The sequence below is a fragment of the Dactylosporangium sp. NPDC049742 genome (assembly GCF_040674675.1).
Taxonomy (GTDB): domain Bacteria; phylum Actinomycetota; class Actinomycetes; order Mycobacteriales; family Micromonosporaceae; genus Dactylosporangium; species Dactylosporangium maewongense.
This window is the reverse complement of the sequence record NZ_JBFANF010000127.1, coordinates 1-16,158: the sequence shown is the minus strand read 5'-3', so window position 1 is coordinate 16,158 and position 16,158 is coordinate 1. Positions and strand designations below refer to the sequence as shown.

The window sequence follows — 16,158 nt, the reverse complement described above, 5'->3', positions numbered from 1 at the left end:
GGCGGCGCCGCCCTGCCGCCAGGACCGGCCGGCGCGGCGGCGCGCCACCACGACCAGCGCGGTGTCGACGACGGCGATGAGGGCGAGCAGCAGCGGCACCGCCAGCGTGCCGGGGGAGCGGTCGGGTGCGGCGACGACGGTGCCGGTCGCGATGAGGAAGCCGACGAACAGCGAACCGGCGTCGCCGAGGAAGATGCGGGCCGGTGGCCGGTTGTGCCACAGGAACCCGACGCAGGCACCGCCGAGGCACCACCACAGCGCCTCGCGGCCGGAGCCGGTGGCGGCGACGCCGAGCAGCACGGCGGTGACGGCGGCGGTCGCGGCGGCGGCGCCGTCCATGTTGTCCAGCAGGTTGAAGGAGTTGGTCAGCAGCACGATCCACGCCACGGTGAGCGCGACGTCGAGCCAGTGCCGTCCGGTGACCGGCACGGTGTGCCCGGCGAGCGCGACGAGACCGGCCGCGCCGGACTCGACGACCAGGCGGGTGTTGACGCTCAGCGGTGTCAGGTCGTCGATGAGGCCCAGGGTGCCGACGGCCGCGGCCGCGACGGCCAGCAGCAGGGCCGCGGCGGGCGCGGGTCCGCGCGCGACCAGGAACAGCGCCGGCGCGAGGGTCGCCGCGGCGACGGCGAGGCCGCCGAGGTAGGGCGTCGGTGTGGCGTGGGCCTTGTGGCCGCCGGGGCGGTCGACGATGCCGGTGCGCACGGCCGTGCGCCGGCACACCGCGGTGAGGACGGCGGACAGCGGGACCGCGGCGAGCCCCGCGACGACCGGTGCGGCCAGCCAGGGTGGGCTCACGACGCGACCAGCTGCCCTTGCGGGACCGGTGCGGCGGCCTCGGCCCGCGCCTCGGCGATCGCCGCGGCCAGCACGTCGTGCAGCGTGTGGCGCGGGGACCAGCCGGTCAGCTCCCGCAGCCGCCGGGTGTCGGGCACCCGGCGGTGCATGTCCTCGAACCCCGAGCCGTAGGCCTCGTGGTATGGGACCAGCTCGATCGGTGACGGGCTCCCGGCGGCGGCGACGACGAGGTCGGCGAGCCGGCGGATGCTGATCTCGTCGGCGGCGCCGATGTTGACGGTCTGCCCGATCGCGGCCGGCGTGGCCAGCAGCCGCAGCAGCGCGTCGACGACGTCCGCGACGTGCACGAAGCAGCGGGTCTGCTCGCCGGTGCCGTAGACGGTGAGGGGATGCCCGGTGACCGCCTGCCTGGCGAGGCGCGGGATGACCATGCCGTAGGCGGCGCTCTGCCGCGGCCCGACGGTGTTGAACAGCCGGGCGATGATCGTGGGCAGGCCGCGTTCGCGGTGGTAAGCATTGAGCAGGATCTCGTCCACGGCCTTGGCGGTGCTGTACGCCCAGCGGACGACCGACGGCGAGCCGAGGATGCGGTCGGCGTCCTCGGGCAGCGGCCCGGTGCTGTTCTTGCCGTAGATCTCCGAGGAGCTGGTCAGCAGGACGGTGCGCCGGTGGCGCCAGGCGGCCTCGACGACGTTCTCGCAGCCGCGGAGGTTCGTGGTCAGCGAGGCGAGGGGCTGCTCGACGATCAGCCGGACGCCGACAGCGGCGGCGAGGTGCACGACGACGTCGCACTGGCGGACGAGGTCCTCGACGACGAGCTCGTCGAGGACGGAACCCTGCACGACGCGCAGGCCCGGGTGGCCTTCGACGCCGGCCAGGTTGGCGCGGCGGCCGCTGGAGAAGTTGTCCAGGACGACGACCCGGTCGCCGCGGTGCAGCAGCGCCTCGACGAGGTGCGAACCGATGAACCCGGCGCCGCCGGTGACGAGGTAGGTCTGCGGCTGCGGCGTCGTCCCAGGCACGATCGGTGGCCTCCAATGGCGGTGGGATGGTGTGCAGCGGATGCGGCTCTTGCCGCACGAATCTATCGAATTCCGGCAAGGCGGTTGGTAGAACACGAAAAATCGTTTTATAGCCATATTGAGGTCATATGGTGGTGGCGTGGAAGATGAATCGTCGGCAGGGGGCGCGGCGACGCTCACCGCCGTTCCCGCACAGGCGTCCACGCCGGCGGGTGCGGGACTGCGGGTCTGCATCGTGATCGGGCAGCTGGGCCTGGGCGGCACCGAGAAGCAGATCGTCATGCTCGCCGACGGGCTCCAGCGGCGGGGGAGCGACGTCACGGTCGTGGTCCTGACGGGCGAGGGGCCACGCTCGGCGGCGCTGCGCGAGGCCGGCGTGCGGACCGTCTATCTCGGCTGGACTCCCCGGCCGGGCTGGCGGGCCGTGCTCTGCCTGCTCGCCACGTTCGTCCGGCTCACCCGCTTCCTGCGCGAGACCCGCCCCGGGCTCGTGCACGCGTTCCTGTTCCACAGCTACGTCATGGCGGCGCCCGCGGCCCGCATCGCGCGGGTGCCGGTCGTGATCGCCGGGCGCCGCAGCCTGGACGACTTCAAGCAGGGCCGGCGGCTGGCGCTGCTCACCGAGCGGATCGCGACCCGGATGACGCACCTGCTGGTCGCCAACGCCTACGCCGTGGCCGCCTGCGTCCGCCGTACCGAGAAGGTCACCACGACCAAGATCAAGGTCATCTACAACGGGCTCCCGGACGAGGCCTTCGCGGACGCCCGCCCGGCGCACATCCGCAGCAAACGCCCGGTCGTGCTGTGCGTGGCCAACTTCAAGCGGTACAAGGGCCACGACCACCTGCTCGAGGCGGGCCGGCTGCTCAGCGACCGCGGCACGCCGTGCACGTTCGTGTTCGCCGGCGGCGGCGAGCAGCGCCGGGCCCTGATCCGCCAGGCCACCCGGCTCGGGGTCGACCTGCGCATGCTCGGCCCGCGCACGGACGTCGACCGGCTGCTGGCCCGCGCCGACGCCGTCGTGCTGCCCTCGCTCACCGAGGGCATGAGCAACGCGGTGATGGAGGCGATGGCCGCCGGCCGGCCCGTCATCGCCACCGCCGTCGGCGGTTCGCCGGAGCTGCTGGCCAACGGTCGCGGGCTGCTCGTGCCGCCGCGGGACCCGGCCGGGCTCGCCGAGGCCATCGCCGGCGTGCTCGCCGATCCGGGCCGGGCCCAGGCGATGGGCCGCGCGGCCCGCCAGTGGAGCCGGATCCACCTGCACGGCGACACGATGGTCGACCAGCACGTCGACCTGTACCGGGGGATGCTCGCCGCGGCGCAGGTCCGCCGCTGATGTGCGGGATCGCGGGTGTCGCCGGCGCCGGCGCGGACGCTGTGCTCGTGCGGCGCATGTGCGAGGTGCTCGCCCATCGCGGACCCGACGACGAGGGCGTCCACGACGGTCCGGCGGCGGCGCTCGGCATGCGCCGCCTCGCGATCGTCGACGTCGCCGGGGGCCAGCAGCCGGTGTACAGCGAGGACCGGTCGGTGGTCGCGGTCTGCAACGGCGAGCTGTACAACTTCGCCGAGCTGCGCGCCGACCTGATCCGCCGCGGCCACGCGTTCACCAGCGCCGGCGACACCGAGTGCCTCGTCCACCTGTACGAGGAGTACGGCGACGACCTGGTGCACCGGCTGCGCGGCATGTTCGCGTTCGCGATCTGGGACGCCCGCCGGGGGCGGCTGCTGCTCGGCCGCGACCGCGTCGGCAAGAAGCCGATGTACTGGCGCGACACCGGCGGTGGCGTCGCGTTCGCGTCGGAGGCGAAGGCGCTGCTGCAGGACCGGGCGTTCACCCCGCGCCTGGACGTGGTCGCCCTGCACCACTACCTGACCTACCAGTACGTCCCCGCGCCGTGGAGCATCTTCGAGCAGGTGCGCAAGCTGCCGCCCGGGCACCTGCTGACGTGGCAGGCGGGCCGGGTGAGCGTGCGCCCGTACTGGCGGCTGGACTGCACCGAGACGCCGGTGCCCGACGAGCCGGCCGCCGCCGAGCGGCTGCGGGACCTGCTGCTGGACGCGGTCGCCGCCCGCCTGGTCGGCGAGCGGCCCGTGGGCGCGTTCCTGTCCGGCGGCCTGGACTCCTCCGCCGTCGTCGCGGCGATGGCCCGCCTGTCGACGCGACCGGTCCGGACCTTCAGCATCGGGTTCGACGACGACCGCTTCGACGAGCGCCGGTACGCGCGCCAGGTCGCCGACCGGTACAGCACCGACCACCACGAGATGGTCGTGCGGCCGGCCGACCTCGGTCCGCTGCCGCAGCTGCTGGCGGACCTGGCGTGGCACTTCGACGAGCCGTTCGCCGACCCGTCGGCGATCCCGAGCTTCTTCGTGGCCCGGCTGGCCCGGGCGCACGTCACGGTGGTGCTCAACGGCGACGGCGGCGACGAGTGCTTCGGCGGGTACCACCGGTACCTGCTGATGCGGTCGCTCGCGCGGCTGCCGGCGCTGCGCCCGCGGCGGCTCTTCGAAGGGCTCGGCGCGTTCGGGGACCGGGCGGCGCCGCGCAGCACGCTCCGGCGGGTGGGCAGGACGCTGCGGCTGCTGTCCCAGCCGCCGATCGGCCGGTACGCCGGCATGATGTCGATCTTCTCGCAGGAGCAGCTGCGGACCCTGTACACCGATGAGCTGCGGGAGCGGCTGAGCGGGGTGGACAGCGTCGCGCTGCTCGAGGACGCCTACCGCCGCTCGGCGGCGCCCGACGCCGTCGGCCGGGTCATCGACGCCGACGTCAACACCTACCTGCCCGGCGACCTGCTGGCGAAGGTCGACGTCACCACGATGGCGAACTCCGTCGAGGCCCGCTCGCCGCTGCTGGACCAGCACCTGATGGAGTGGGCCGCCGCGCTGCCGACCCGGCTGAAGGTCCGGCCCGGCACCACCAAGTACCTGTTCCGGCGGGCGATGGCGGACTGGCTGCCGGCCGAGGTCATCGACCGGCCCAAGATGGGCTTCGGGGTGCCGCTGGCCGCGTGGCTGCGCGGCGACCTGCGCGAGCTGACCTGGTCGGTGCTGACCGACGCCACCGCCCGGTCGCGCGGCCTGTTCCGGCAGGATGCGGTGCGGGCGATGCTGCGGCGCCACGACGGCGGGGTCGACGAGAGCCGGCGGCTGTGGTCGCTGCTGCAGTTCGAGCTGTGGCACCGCCAGTTCGTCGACGCCGGCGGCATGGCGCGCCTCCAGACGTTGCCGTGACCGCACGGTGACCGCATCAGGGCCGTCGCCCCGCGCGATGCGACCGGGCCGGGGCCTGCCGCAGCTGACCCGCAGCGTGGGGGTGCGGCTGCTGCTGGTGGTGCTCGGCGGGACCGCCGGCGTCGTCGTCGCGCGGGCCCTGCAGCCGGAGGGGCGCGGCGCCTACGCGATCGTCGTCGCCGTCGCGACCGCGACGATGGCGGTCGGTCACCTGTCGCTGGAGCAGGCGTACGTCGGGCTGTGGCCGGGCCGGGAGGCCGCGGTCACCGCCGGCAGCGTGGTGCTCGCACCGGTGTTCGGCACCGCCGCCGCGCTCGGTGCCGCGGGCCTGGCCGCAGCCGGCGTGTTCGGTGCGGCGTCCACCGCGGCGCCGGCGGTGCTGGCCTGCGGGCTGCTGGCGGTGCCGGCCATGATGACGGTGCTGCATCTCAACACCGTGCTGATGCTCACCGGTCAGGTGCGGGTGGTCGACCGGGCGCTGCTCACCTCCGGCGTCCTGCAGTGCGCCGCGCTGGTGACCGCGGCGCTCACCGGCTGGATCAGCGTCGGCTGGGTCGTCGGGATCTGGGCGGTCTCCTCGGCGGTGCCGCTGCTGCCGCAGCTGCGGGCGGTGCGCCCCCGGCTGCCGCTGTTCGACGGCGCTCTGGCCCGCCGGGCACTGTGGCTCGGCGTCCGCTACCACGCCGGATCGACCGCGCTGTACCTGACCTACCGGCTCGACGTCCTGGCGCTCGCGGCGATGACGTCCGCGCGGGCGGTCGGTCTCTACACCGTGGCGGTGACGCTGGCCGAGCTGGCCCGCATCCCGACCGACGCGCTGGCCCGGGCGTGCCTGGCCGGGCAGGCCGTCGCCGATCTGCGCACGGCGGCCGCGGCGACGGTGCGGGCGACCCGGATCTCGGTCGCGCTGGCGCTGGTCTCCGCGGGCGGGCTGGCCCTGGCGGCGCCGCTGCTGGTGCCGCTCGGCTACGGCGCCGCGTTCCGCCCGGCCCTGCCCGCGGTGTACGCCCTGGCCCCCGGACTGCTCGCGCTCGGCGTGACCCGGCAGCTCGGCGCGTACCTGATCCGGCTGGAGCGGCCCGTCGTCATGTCCGCGACGTCGGTGGCGGCGCTGGCGGTCAACGTGGGGCTCCTCCTGGTGCTGGTGCCGCGGTGGGGGATCGTCGGCTGCGGGCTGGCCGCGTCGATCAGCTACGGGTGCCTCGCGGTGGTCCACCTGGTGTGGTTCTGCCGGGCGAGCGGGACCCCCGCCGCCCGGCTGCTGCCCGATCCCGTCGGCGCGCTGGCGGCCGCCCGTGCGGCCGCCGCGTCACTGCGCCGGCGCCTGGCCGGTGCCGGCCCGCTCGAAGACGTACTCGTTGCAGCCCAGGCCACCGCCGCACGTGGTGAGGTGCCGCAGCTCGAAGCCGCGGCCGGTGAGGAACCGGAAGACCTCCTCCGGCTTGGCCACCTCGAACGGGTAGCCGCCGACCCAGTCGACGAGGTCGTGCCGGCGGGACATACCGCGGGTGCGGGGAGCCGGCCGCGCGGGGGCGGGACGGCGGTGCCCGGTGCTGAGCCTGACGGCCCTGATCAGCGTCTGCAGTGGACGGTGCCGGGCGAGGTAGGCGGCGCTGAGACCGACGAGTGCCGCGCGCAACGCCGGCCCTGAGCGGTTGTACCGGCGTTTGACCCGCCGCCACGCCCGGCTCGCGAAGCCCTGGTCGTTGTAGACGGAGATGTAGAGCCGGCCGCCGGGAGCGACGAGGTCCGCGACCCCGGCGAGGGCCGTCCAGAGCCGGCCGGTGTGGTGCAGCACGCCCCACGAGTAGACGACGTCGAACCGGCCGAGGCCGGCGAGGTAGTCCGGGTCCAGGACGGAGCCCGTCTCGATCCGCCAGTCGCTGTGCGGGGCGAACCGCCGGCGCAGCTCGGTGGCGGCCGCCACCGACGCCGGGTCGAAGTCGAAGGCGTGCACCCGGGCGCCGAGACGGGTGGCGGCGAGCGAGAACAGGCCGCTGCCGCAGCCCGCGTCGAGGAACGTTCTGCCGTCCAGGCCCCGGCCTTCGGGCGGACCGGTCAGGCCGAGCGCCGTGGTCAGCGAGGCGGTCGCGGTGTCGATGCGGAGGTCGTCGACGACCTCGACGAAGGACATCCAGTTCGCGCCGAACGCGAACCGGTCGCCGGCACGGACCTCAGTGGTGGAGTCGAGCATCGGTGGTGGTCTCCTCAAGGTTGGCGCGCCGGTCGCTGCCGCGACCGGCCAGCAGGACGCCGAGGCACACCCAGAACAGGCCGCTGGCGGCCAGGTTGGACAGGGTGTTGGCGAAGAACAGGTTCGCCGCGCCGGCCGCGACGGCGGCCCGCAGCGGCAGGAAGCTCGCGCCGGCCCGCCAGCACAGCGCGGCGGCGAGCACGGCGAGGAACAGCACCAGCGCGGCCACCCCGGCCTCCGCGGCCAGCCGCAGGAGGTCGTTGTGGGTGTTCATGTAGATGCCGAGCCGTGGATCGGCGGCGGCGACCCGCGGGAACGCCGCATACCCGATGCCGAGCAGCGGATGCTCCTGCGCGATGTCGGCGGCGAGGCGGGCCGCCTCGAGCCGGACCTCGCTGTTCATGGTCAGCTGCGTGGCGCTGCGGCTGCCGACGACCGCGTCCGTCAGCGGGTTCGCGACGTGCACCGTGACGAGGCAGGCGGCGCCGGCGAGAGTGGCGCCGACGATCTGCCAGCGGGCCGGCCGGCCGGCGAGGACGGCCACGACGATCCCGACGGCGGTCGCCACGACCGCGCCGCGGGAGTGCGTCTGCACGATCGCGGCCAGGCAGCAGGCGACCGGGACCAGCCAGGCGACGCGGCGCTCGGCGCGGGCCAGGCCCACCCCGGTCGCGACGCAGATGGCCAGCAGCGCCCCGAAGTAGTTGGCGAGCAGCCCGGCGCCGGACATCCGGCCGCTCACGTAGACGCCGTCGACCGTCGCGAGGACGGCCACGACCGCGCCGGTGACGGTCACGACCCGGGCGACGGCGAGCGGCCGCGGCGGCAGGAAACCGATGACGGCCGCGAGCAGCAGCCCGATGAGCACGCCGAACAGGTCGCTGTCGCGGCCCGGTGGCCCGTCGCCGCGGGCACTGACCACCAGCGCGGCCGCGAGCAGCGTGAGGCACACCGGCGGCCAGCCGAGCCGCACGCGGGCGTCGCCGGCGGCGAACGCGCGGCGCACAACGGTGACGATCAGGATCGCCGCGCCCAGGTACACGCCGATGTGTGCGATCGGATAGGCGGTGGTGGCCGTGCTCAGCGGCACGAGCGACGGCACGATCATGCCGGGGCGCATCGCGGCGACGGCGACGGCGAGCGCCAGGCCCAGGCCGAGGGCCAGCAGCGGCTGCCGCAGCGCGATGTAGGCCACGAGGGCACCCGCCGTCACGCCTTCGACGACCCATCCCGCCGACCAGGTGGAAACGCGAAGGCCGCCCGAAGTCACATTCACGATTTTACGGGTGATTTGGGCGATTAGCTCCTAATATCGGATTCTGTGATGGCAGCGGGCGGTGAGCAGACACGGCACCACCGTCGCGACATCCAGGGGCTGCGCGCCGTGGCGGTCACGCTCGTCGTGCTCTACCACTGCGGACTGCCCGTCCCCGGCGGCTTCGTCGGCGTCGACGTGTTCTTCGTCGTGTCGGGCCACGTCATCTGCGCCATGCTGCTGCGCGAGCTCGCCGCGACCGGACGGATCCGGCTGCGCACCTTCTACGCCCGGCGGGCCCGGCGGCTGCTGCCCGCCCTGGCGGTGGTGTCGGCGGCCACCGTCGCGGCGACGACGCTGCTCTTCAGCCCGCTCGACGGCACCATGTCGGCGGTCGGCTACGCCTCGGCGGCCGCGGCGACGCTGTGCGCCAACGGCTACTTCTTCCGCTTCGCCGGCAGCTACTTCCAGCCGCACGCCGAGTCCAACCCGTTGCTGCACCTGTGGACGCTGTCCATCGAGGAGCAGTTCTACCTGCTGTTCCCGGCCGCACTCGGGGCGGTGTGGCTGATCGCCCGCCGCCGGCGCCCGCAGCGACCGGCGACGGCCGTGCTGATCACCGCCCTGACCCTGGCCGGCGTCGCCTCGCTCGGCCTTGCGGTGTGCCTGACCTACGGCTGGGTGCCGCGCGCCGCCGGGGTGCACGCGCTGACCGACCCGGAGGTCGTGCGCCGGCTCGCGTTCTACGCGCCGGTGACGCGGGCCTGGGAGTTCCTCGCGGGCGCCGCCGTCGCCGTCGCGACCGCCGGCGGGCGCGCACCACGGCGCGCGGTCCGGACGCTGCTCGCCTGGACCGGAGCGGTGCTGCTGGCGGTCGCCGCCGCCGGCATCGACGCCGGCGACCCGTTCCCGGGGCTGCTGGCCGCGGTGCCGGTCGCGGCGACGCTGTGCCTGCTCGTGGCGGGCAGCGCCCCGGGCCCGGCGGCGCCGACCGCCTGGCTGTCCGCGCGCCCCGCCGTCGCGCTGGGGGACCTGTCCTACAGCTGGTACCTCTGGCACTGGCCGGTCATCGTCATCGCCGGCACCTGCCTGCCGGACCTGCCCGGCGTCCGGCCGCTCGCCGCGCTCGCCTCGCTGGTGCCCGCCGTGCTGGTCTACCGGCTCGTCGAGCTGCCGATCCACCGCCCGGACCGCCGCCGGACCCCGCGGCTGAGCGCGGCGGCCACCGTGCGCCTCGCGGCGGTGTGCCTGCTGCTGCCCGCCGCCGGCGGCCTCGGCGTCGCCGTCGCCACGCGACACGGCTGGTTCCGGCCGGACATCGCCGCCGTCCGCGCGATCACGGCGCCGGCACACATCGACCTGACCGCCGGCTGTTCGCAGCAGCTGCCGCTCGGCGACCCCGCCCGTCGGCCGTGCACGTGGCCCACCCCCGGCTCCCGGGGCACGGCGCTGCTCATCGGCGACTCGAACGCCGGGCACCTCGCCGAGCCGGCGATCGCGGCCGGCTGGGCCGCCGGGCTGGACGTCCAGATCGCCACCGTGGGCGGGTGCCCGCTGCTCAGCCAGCGCCGGTACCTCAGCGAGCCGTGCCGGCGGTTCGCCGAAGGCAGCCTCCGCGCCATCGCCGAGCACGATCCGCCCTACCGCGCGGTCATCATCTCCAACGCCAGCTACGGCTACCTCAACGGCAGCCTCGCCCCGCTGCTGCTGCCCGACGCGCCCGGCGACGCCCACGGGTCCGACCGGCAGCGCGAGGTCGCCGCGTGGAGCACCGACCTGGCGCGGACGGTCGCGACGATCGCGCCGCACAGCCCGGTCATCGTCATCGGCGCCGTCCCGCAGCATCGGGACCTCCCCGGTTGCCTGCGGCCGCGGCTGTTCTCCACGCCCTCCCCGGGCTGCGGTCACCTGCGGCCGGACGAGGTGCGCCGGTTGCGCGACGACATCGTCGCCGCCGAACGTGCCGTGGCGACGAGCGCCGGCGCGCAGTACCTCGACCTGGGCGAGCGGCTGTGCACCGCGGGCGGCGGCTGCAGCGCGTTCGTCGACGGCGCCCTCGTCTACCGCGACGGCGCGCACCTCAGCGTGTCCGGAGCGATGCTCTACCAGCAGCCGCTGCGCGACGCGCTCACCCGCACCCGGAGCTCGCCATGAACCGTGATCCCGAGGTACGCCCGCTGCGGGTCATGCGGGTGCTGACCCGCCTGAACGTCGGCGGCCCGGCGATGCAGGTGTCCACCCTGCTGCGGGGGCTCGACCCGGGGCGGTTCGAGCACCGGCTGTACACCGGGCACGTCGAGCCGGGCGAGGCCGACTACCACCTGCTGCACGGGCTGGACCCGGCGGTGCACCACGTGCCGACGCTGGGCCGGCAGTTGCGCACCGGCGGCGACTACCGGGCGCTGCTGGACCTCACCGCCGAGATGCGCCGCTTCCGGCCGCACATCGTGCACACCCACACCGCGAAGGCCGGGACCCTCGGGCGCATCGCGGCGCTGCTGACCGGCGTCCCGATGCGGGTGCACACCTTCCACGGGCACCTGCTGCACGGCTACTTCACGCCGGCGAAGACGCGGCTGGTGACCGGCGTCGAGCGGGTGCTCGCGCGGCACACCCACCGGCTGGTCGCGGTGGGCGGCCAGGTCCGCGACGACCTGCTGCGCGCCGGGGTGGGCCGGCCCGCGGCTTACCGCGTCATCATGCCGGGCACGGCCCTCGGCCCGATCCCGGCGCGCGGCGAGGCCCGGCGCGCGCTCGGCCTGCCCGCCGGCGGCGCGGTCATCGCCTACGTCGGGCGGGTCACCGCGATCAAGGGGCCCGAGCGGCTCATCGAGGTGGCCCGCCGGGTGCACGCCGCCGACCCCGCCGCGACGCTGGTCGTGTGCGGGGACGGGGACCGGCTCGCCGACACCCGCGCCGCCGCCGCCGACCTCGGCGAGGCGGTGCGGTTCATCGGCTGGCGCGCCGACGTGGCGACCGTCTACGCAGCCGCCGATCTCGTCGTGCTCACGTCGGACAACGAAGGCACCCCGGTCTGCCTCATCGAGGCGGCGATCGCGGGGGTCGCGGCCGTCGCGACCCGGGTCGGCGCGGTCGGCGACGTGGTCCGCGACGGTGTCACCGGCGTGCTGTGCCGGCCCGACGCCGCCGAGCTCGCCGAGGCGGTCGTCCGGCTGCTGGGCGACCCGGCGACCCGGGAGCGGATGGGCAGGAGCGCCAGGGAACTGGCGGCGGCGCGGTTCGGGCCGGACCGGCTGGTCGCCGACACGGACCGGCTCTACACCGCGCTCGCCGTCGAGCGGGGCTGGTGGCCGCGGTCGGCGCTCGGGGTCGCGCCGGAACGGTAGGGCCGCGACGTCAGGGTGCCGCCGCGGCCCTACCTGTGGTGACCGTGCTCAGTCCGCGGTGCCGGTCCGCCGGCGCCACCGCACGCCGGCGACGACGAGCAGCGCGCCGAGCATGACCGTGCCCGCGCCGATGAGCGTGATCGTCGGCAGCTGGCCGTTGGCCACGCCGGTCGTGGCCAGTTGTGAGTCGCTCGACGAGGAGTTGGACTGGTTGGCACTTCTGGCGAGGACCACGACCTGCTGCGTGACCACGCCGTTGCTGGTCGCCGCGCTCAGCGTGGCGACACCGGGGTAGCTCAGCGACATCGCCAGGGACCAGTTGCCCTCGCCGTCGGCGTTCACGGTGCCGGCGTTCTCCGAGCGCCCGTTGGCGTACTTCACGGTGACCGTCACCGTGTCGAACGGCGTGCTCTTGCCGGAGAAGGTCACCGTGCCGTTGCGCCGCACCGTGCTGTCGGAGACGCCACCCGTCGGCGGGGCCGGCGGGTACTCCACCTGGGCATGGGCGGGAGGAGCGAAGGTCATCGCAACGCCGGCCAGCAGCAGGCTGCACAGCAGCGTATACAGCCGTTTCATGGCATCGACCCTCCTTGTAGTAGAAAGTCCCATTTGTGAGTCATGTTCTCAACGTAGCGGCCTCAGCCGCAGGATTCAGCCGAACGTGACTCGACGGTCCAGGGCCTGACGGTCGGCGTCGTGCGCGCCTGCGGCTTCCAGGCCCCCGGCTGGACCTGCTGCGCGACCAGCCGCACCTCCAGCACGCGGCTGGCGCCCGGTGGCAGGTCGACGGACGTGACCACGACCATCCGGCCGCCGTCCGATCCGCTGGCCAGCCGCACCGGCGCGCCGTCGAGGGTGCCACGCTCGACACCCCAGTCCACCGGCGCGTACACGGAGACGAACGTGCGCGCCGTGTACGGGTCGGTGACCTCGGCGAACGTCAACACGCCGGCGGGCAGGCCCGAGGCGGGCGCCGCCGACCGCAGCGTCACCCGCAGCGTCAGCTCCCGCAGCCCGTCGCTGGAGCAGCCGGCCGACGCCAGCTCCAGCGACGGCACGAGGTAGTAGTCGAGCTTGGAGCCGCCGCCGTCGTTGAGGAACACCCCCACCAGCGGCGCCGCGGCGCCGTCCCGGGCGGGCAGCGCGCCCTCCAGCGGGGTGCCGGCGAGGCCGTGCTGCTCGTCCGGCGACGAGCTCCACACGAGCAGGCGCCGCTCGGCGACGATGCGGCTCAGCTGCGTGAGCAGTGCGCCGCGGTTGAGCGCCCGGCCGGTCAGCGCCTGGAACGTGGCCCGGGCCGCGTCGGCGAAGTAGGCGTCCTGCTGCGCCTGCGTCGGGTACCGCGCGTAGGTCTCGGCCAGCAGCACCCGCACGGCGTTGTCCGTGGCCAGGGCCGGCCCGCCGGCGACCGCCACCGGTCCGGTCGCGGCGAGGAGGTAGGACAGCGCGACCGGATCGGTGGCGACGACGCCGTCGACGGTCTCGCCGGAGCGGCGGCGGTACATCTCCCGTGCCACGGCCGCGGCGGTGGGGAAGTTCGGCACCATGGTGATGTTCGCCGGATGGCTGGCGACGCCGGCGCCGTACAGCGACCGCACCTGCGGATCGACGGGCAGCACCGGCGCGTCGAACGCGCGCAGCCCGACGGACGCGGTCCCCTGGGCGGTCAGGGTCAGGTGGCCGTCGCGGGCCGCCACGACGGCCCACGCGCCGGGCATGCCGCCGGTGGCCCGGACCTCCGCGAGGTTCTGGAACAGCACGAGGTACCGCCGATCGCCGCCACCGCCGAGCATCGCCGGCAGCAGCCGGACGGCCCGCTGCGCGGCGCGCAGCGCGTCGCCGCCCCGGTCGAGCTTGCGGCGCAGGTCGGTCACCGCCGCGCCCGCCGCCGGGTCGAGCGTCCGCACGGGGATCGTGGCGAGGCGGTTGCGGATCGGGTCCAGCGCCGCGAGCGCCGCCGTCACCGGCTGCTCCAGCGCGCGGATCTGCCGCAGGTCCACGCTTGAGGCGGCCGGCTGCGCCGGCGGGTCGAGCTGCCGCGCCGCGTCGAGCAGCGGTGGGAGCACGTCGCGGGCGAGATCGTCGGCGGCCGTGGCGAGCACGCGGGCGGCCCGGATGTCGTGCCCCTTGCCCGGCAGCAGGCTCGCGAGGCGCACCGCCGGGTCGTTCGCCGCGGCGGCCGCCGCCCCGGTCCGGCGCTGCACCGCCGCGAGCGTCGCGGCCGCACCCTCGCGGTCGCCGGACAGGGCCTGCTGCTGCAGCCGGCGGGTCAGGTCGGCGACCGCCTGCAGATCGCCGCGCAGGTCGACCGTGCGGGAGGCGGCCCAACCCGCCGTGGCCAGCAGCACGAGGAGCACGCAGCCCGCACCCACCGCGGCGCGCAGCCGACACGACCGTCGACGTTTTAGGTGGTTTACGGCTGATTCATCCCCCACGGTGGACAGCCTAGGTGCCGGCCGTGGCCACGGTGCCGGATATGCCGTGCGCGGCCCCGATCGCGTGCCGAGCCAGGCACCGTAGCGGCTCGGGTGCGGGGTCGGTTGCGATGCGGGTGCGGTGCGACGGCCGCCGCCTGACATCGCGTCGGGTGGTTGGGCGGAACCCGTGTCCGGGCGGCCCGAGACGGCTCACGGCCAGTGATTTTCCGGCCGCGCCGGGTCATTGTGGATCTCGCGCCGCGACACGTCAGCGGCGGGAACGGAGATCCCATGCCCAGATCAGCCATGCGGCGTCGGGCGGCGGCAGGACGCCGGATTGTGGCGGCCGCCGTGGCCGCAGCCGCGACTGCTGCCGGCCTCGGTGCGGCCGCAGCACCCGCGCACACCCAGGTCGGCGACGCCGGTTGGGCGTCCAGCGCCTGGCTCGGCAGCAGCACCGGCTCGGCCGGCACGACGCTCGCCACCGTACGCTCCGCCATCAACGCCTCCACGGGCGCGGCGGCCGGACTGACCGGCGCCGGTGTCGGCGTCGCGCTCATCGACACCGGTGTCGCCCCCGTCGCCGGTCTGCCGGCCTCACAGATCGTGAACGGGCCGGACCTGTCGTTCGAGTCGCAGGACCCCGATCTGCGCTACCTCGACACGTACGGGCACGGCACCCACATGGCCGGCATCATCGTGGGCAACGACCCGACCACCGGCACCGTCGGCCTGGCGCCCAAGGCGAAGCTGACGTCGATCAAGGTCGGCACCGCCAACGGCGCGGTCGACGTGTCGCAGATGATCGCGGCGATCGACTGGGTAGTGGCGCACCGCAACGACGACCCCGCCAACCCGATCCGGGTCATCAACCTGTCCTACGGCACCGGCGGCACGCCGAACTCGTGGAGCGACCCGGTCCAGTACGCCGTCGAGCAGGCCTGGCTGAAGGGCATCGTCGTCGTCGCCGCGGCCGGTAACGACGGCAACAGCGACCTCGTGGTCAGCGACCCGGCCAGCGACCCGGCCGTCCTCGCGGTCGCCGCCAGCTCCATCAAGGGCACCACCAACGTCGCCGACGACGACTTCGCCTCGTTCACCACGATCGGCGGCAACAACCGCAGCGTCGACTTCGTCGCCCCCGGCGAGTCGATCATCTCGCTCGCCAACCCGGGCTCCAACATCGACCTGACGTACCCGTCGGCGAAGGTCGGCTCGACGCTGCTGCGCGGCAGCGGCAGCTCGCAGGCGGCGGCCGTCACGTCGGCGGCCGTGGCGCTGCTGCTGCAGGCCCGCCCGACGCTCACCGCGGACCAGGTCAAGACCGTGCTGACGACCTCCGCCAGCTTCGTCTCCGGCCTGGCGATGACCCGCAACATCAAGGCCCTCAACCTCAACGCGGCGATCGCGTCGCAGAACCTGTACGCGACCGGCTGGAACCGCTCCACCGGCACCGGCAAGCTCGACGACGCCCGCGGCACCAGCCGCCTCGTCCGCGACAACGTGGCGCTCAGCGGCGACAACGCCGTCTGGGGCCCGTTCAACCCCACCACGTGGGCGCCGCGCAGCGCCAACCAGACGAGCTGGTCGGGCGGCACCTGGATGGGGTACCGCATCGCCGGCGACAACTGGACCGGCACCTCCTGGGCGTCCAAGACGTGGGCGGCCGCGACCTGGTCGGGCAAGCCCTGGAACGGCGCCGCGTCGTGGGCCGACCCGGATTGGGAGGGCCACTACTGGTCCGGTCACTACTGGTCCGGGCACTACTGGTCGGGCCACTACTGGTCCAGCGACGAGTGGGCCACCGGCTCCTGGTCGTAAGCACCACCGGACGATGCGCCGGGTCCTTCAAGGGCCCGGCGCAACGCCGTGTCCGCCTCCAGCGGCG

11 protein-coding genes and 1 pseudogene are annotated in these 16,158 nt (G+C 74.8%); 6 read left to right on the top strand and 6 right to left on the bottom strand.

What is annotated here, in order from left to right:
* Together AB0J72_RS57925 and AB0J72_RS57920 are read right to left on the bottom strand one after the other, a co-directional pair.
* Positions 1–798: MraY family glycosyltransferase (locus AB0J72_RS57925; protein ID WP_363417512.1), on the bottom strand; the 798-nt coding region annotated here is incomplete at its 3' end.
* Positions 795–1,820: an NAD-dependent epimerase/dehydratase family protein gene (locus AB0J72_RS57920; RefSeq protein WP_363417509.1), complete on the bottom strand. Its 1,026-nt coding sequence runs from the start codon at positions 1,818–1,820 to the stop codon at positions 795–797. The genes AB0J72_RS57925 and AB0J72_RS57920, both read right to left, overlap by 4 nt.
* A gap of 139 nt (positions 1,821–1,959) precedes the next feature.
* Between AB0J72_RS57920 and AB0J72_RS57915 the strand changes: the two genes are divergently transcribed.
* From AB0J72_RS57915 to AB0J72_RS57905, 3 genes and pseudogenes are all read left to right on the top strand, one after another.
* Entirely contained in the window at positions 1,960–3,156 is a 1,197-nt protein-coding gene (locus tag AB0J72_RS57915; protein ID WP_363417506.1) for a glycosyltransferase, read from the top strand.
* Positions 3,156–5,057, top strand: coding sequence for an asparagine synthase (glutamine-hydrolyzing) (gene asnB / locus AB0J72_RS57910; RefSeq protein WP_363417503.1), 1,902 nt, complete (start codon positions 3,156–3,158; stop codon positions 5,055–5,057). Before AB0J72_RS57915 ends, asnB begins: the two co-directional genes overlap by 1 nt.
* Positions 5,058–5,094: 37 nt before the next feature.
* Positions 5,095–6,318, top strand: a pseudogene (locus AB0J72_RS57905) (polysaccharide biosynthesis C-terminal domain-containing protein); the annotation flags it as partial.
* Positions 6,319–6,366: 48 nt separating this feature from the next.
* On the opposite strand, the gene AB0J72_RS57900 reads toward AB0J72_RS57905, so the two are convergent.
* Together AB0J72_RS57900 and AB0J72_RS57895 are read right to left on the bottom strand one after the other, a co-directional pair.
* Entirely contained in the window at positions 6,367–7,251 is an 885-nt protein-coding gene (locus AB0J72_RS57900) for a class I SAM-dependent methyltransferase (protein WP_363417500.1), read from the bottom strand.
* A complete protein-coding gene (locus AB0J72_RS57895; RefSeq protein WP_363417497.1) occupies positions 7,232–8,446 on the bottom strand; it encodes an O-antigen ligase family protein in 1,215 nt (404 codons plus the stop codon). Before AB0J72_RS57895 ends, AB0J72_RS57900 begins: the two co-directional genes overlap by 20 nt.
* 129 nt (positions 8,447–8,575) lie before the next feature.
* Between AB0J72_RS57895 and AB0J72_RS57890 the strand changes: the two genes are divergently transcribed.
* Positions 8,576–10,660 carry an acyltransferase family protein gene (locus AB0J72_RS57890; RefSeq protein ID WP_363417494.1) on the top strand — a complete coding sequence of 695 codons (2,085 nt, stop codon included), beginning with the start codon at positions 8,576–8,578 and terminating at the stop codon, positions 10,658–10,660.
* Positions 10,657–11,853: a glycosyltransferase gene (locus tag AB0J72_RS57885; RefSeq protein WP_363417491.1), complete on the top strand. Its 1,197-nt coding sequence runs from the start codon at positions 10,657–10,659 to the stop codon at positions 11,851–11,853. The genes AB0J72_RS57890 and AB0J72_RS57885 overlap by 4 nt, the downstream gene beginning before the upstream one ends.
* 48 nt (positions 11,854–11,901) lie before the next feature.
* Here AB0J72_RS57885 and AB0J72_RS57880 read toward each other — a convergent pair whose 3' ends face one another.
* Together AB0J72_RS57880 and AB0J72_RS57875 are read right to left on the bottom strand one after the other, a co-directional pair.
* A complete protein-coding gene (locus AB0J72_RS57880) occupies positions 11,902–12,429 on the bottom strand; it encodes a hypothetical protein (RefSeq protein ID WP_363417488.1) in 528 nt (175 codons plus the stop codon).
* 62 nt (positions 12,430–12,491) lie between these two features.
* On the bottom strand, positions 12,492–14,210 hold the full coding sequence (locus AB0J72_RS57875; RefSeq protein WP_363417485.1) for a DUF4012 domain-containing protein: 1,719 nt from the start codon (positions 14,208–14,210) through the stop codon (positions 12,492–12,494).
* Positions 14,211–14,621: 411 nt separating this feature from the next.
* Here AB0J72_RS57875 and AB0J72_RS57870 point away from each other — a divergent pair, with 411 nt between their 5' ends.
* Positions 14,622–16,091 (top strand): S8 family serine peptidase, encoded by a 1,470-nt coding sequence (locus AB0J72_RS57870; protein ID WP_363417482.1) that lies wholly within the window; start codon positions 14,622–14,624, stop codon positions 16,089–16,091.
* The last annotated feature ends 67 nt before the right edge of the window (positions 16,092–16,158 follow it).

Excerpts from the sequence above, each read along its gene's own strand:
- AB0J72_RS57885 (WP_363417491.1), top strand. The coding sequence starts at position 10,657 with ATGAACCGTGATCCCGAGGTACGCCCGCTGCGGGTCATGCGGGTGCTG.
- AB0J72_RS57900 (WP_363417500.1), bottom strand. The coding sequence starts at position 7,251 with ATGCTCGACTCCACCACTGAGGTCCGTGCCGGCGACCGGTTCGCGTTC.
- AB0J72_RS57880 (WP_363417488.1), bottom strand. The coding sequence starts at position 12,429 with ATGAAACGGCTGTATACGCTGCTGTGCAGCCTGCTGCTGGCCGGCGTT.
- AB0J72_RS57890 (WP_363417494.1), top strand. The coding sequence starts at position 8,576 with ATGGCAGCGGGCGGTGAGCAGACACGGCACCACCGTCGCGACATCCAG.
- asnB (WP_363417503.1), top strand. The coding sequence starts at position 3,156 with ATGTGCGGGATCGCGGGTGTCGCCGGCGCCGGCGCGGACGCTGTGCTC.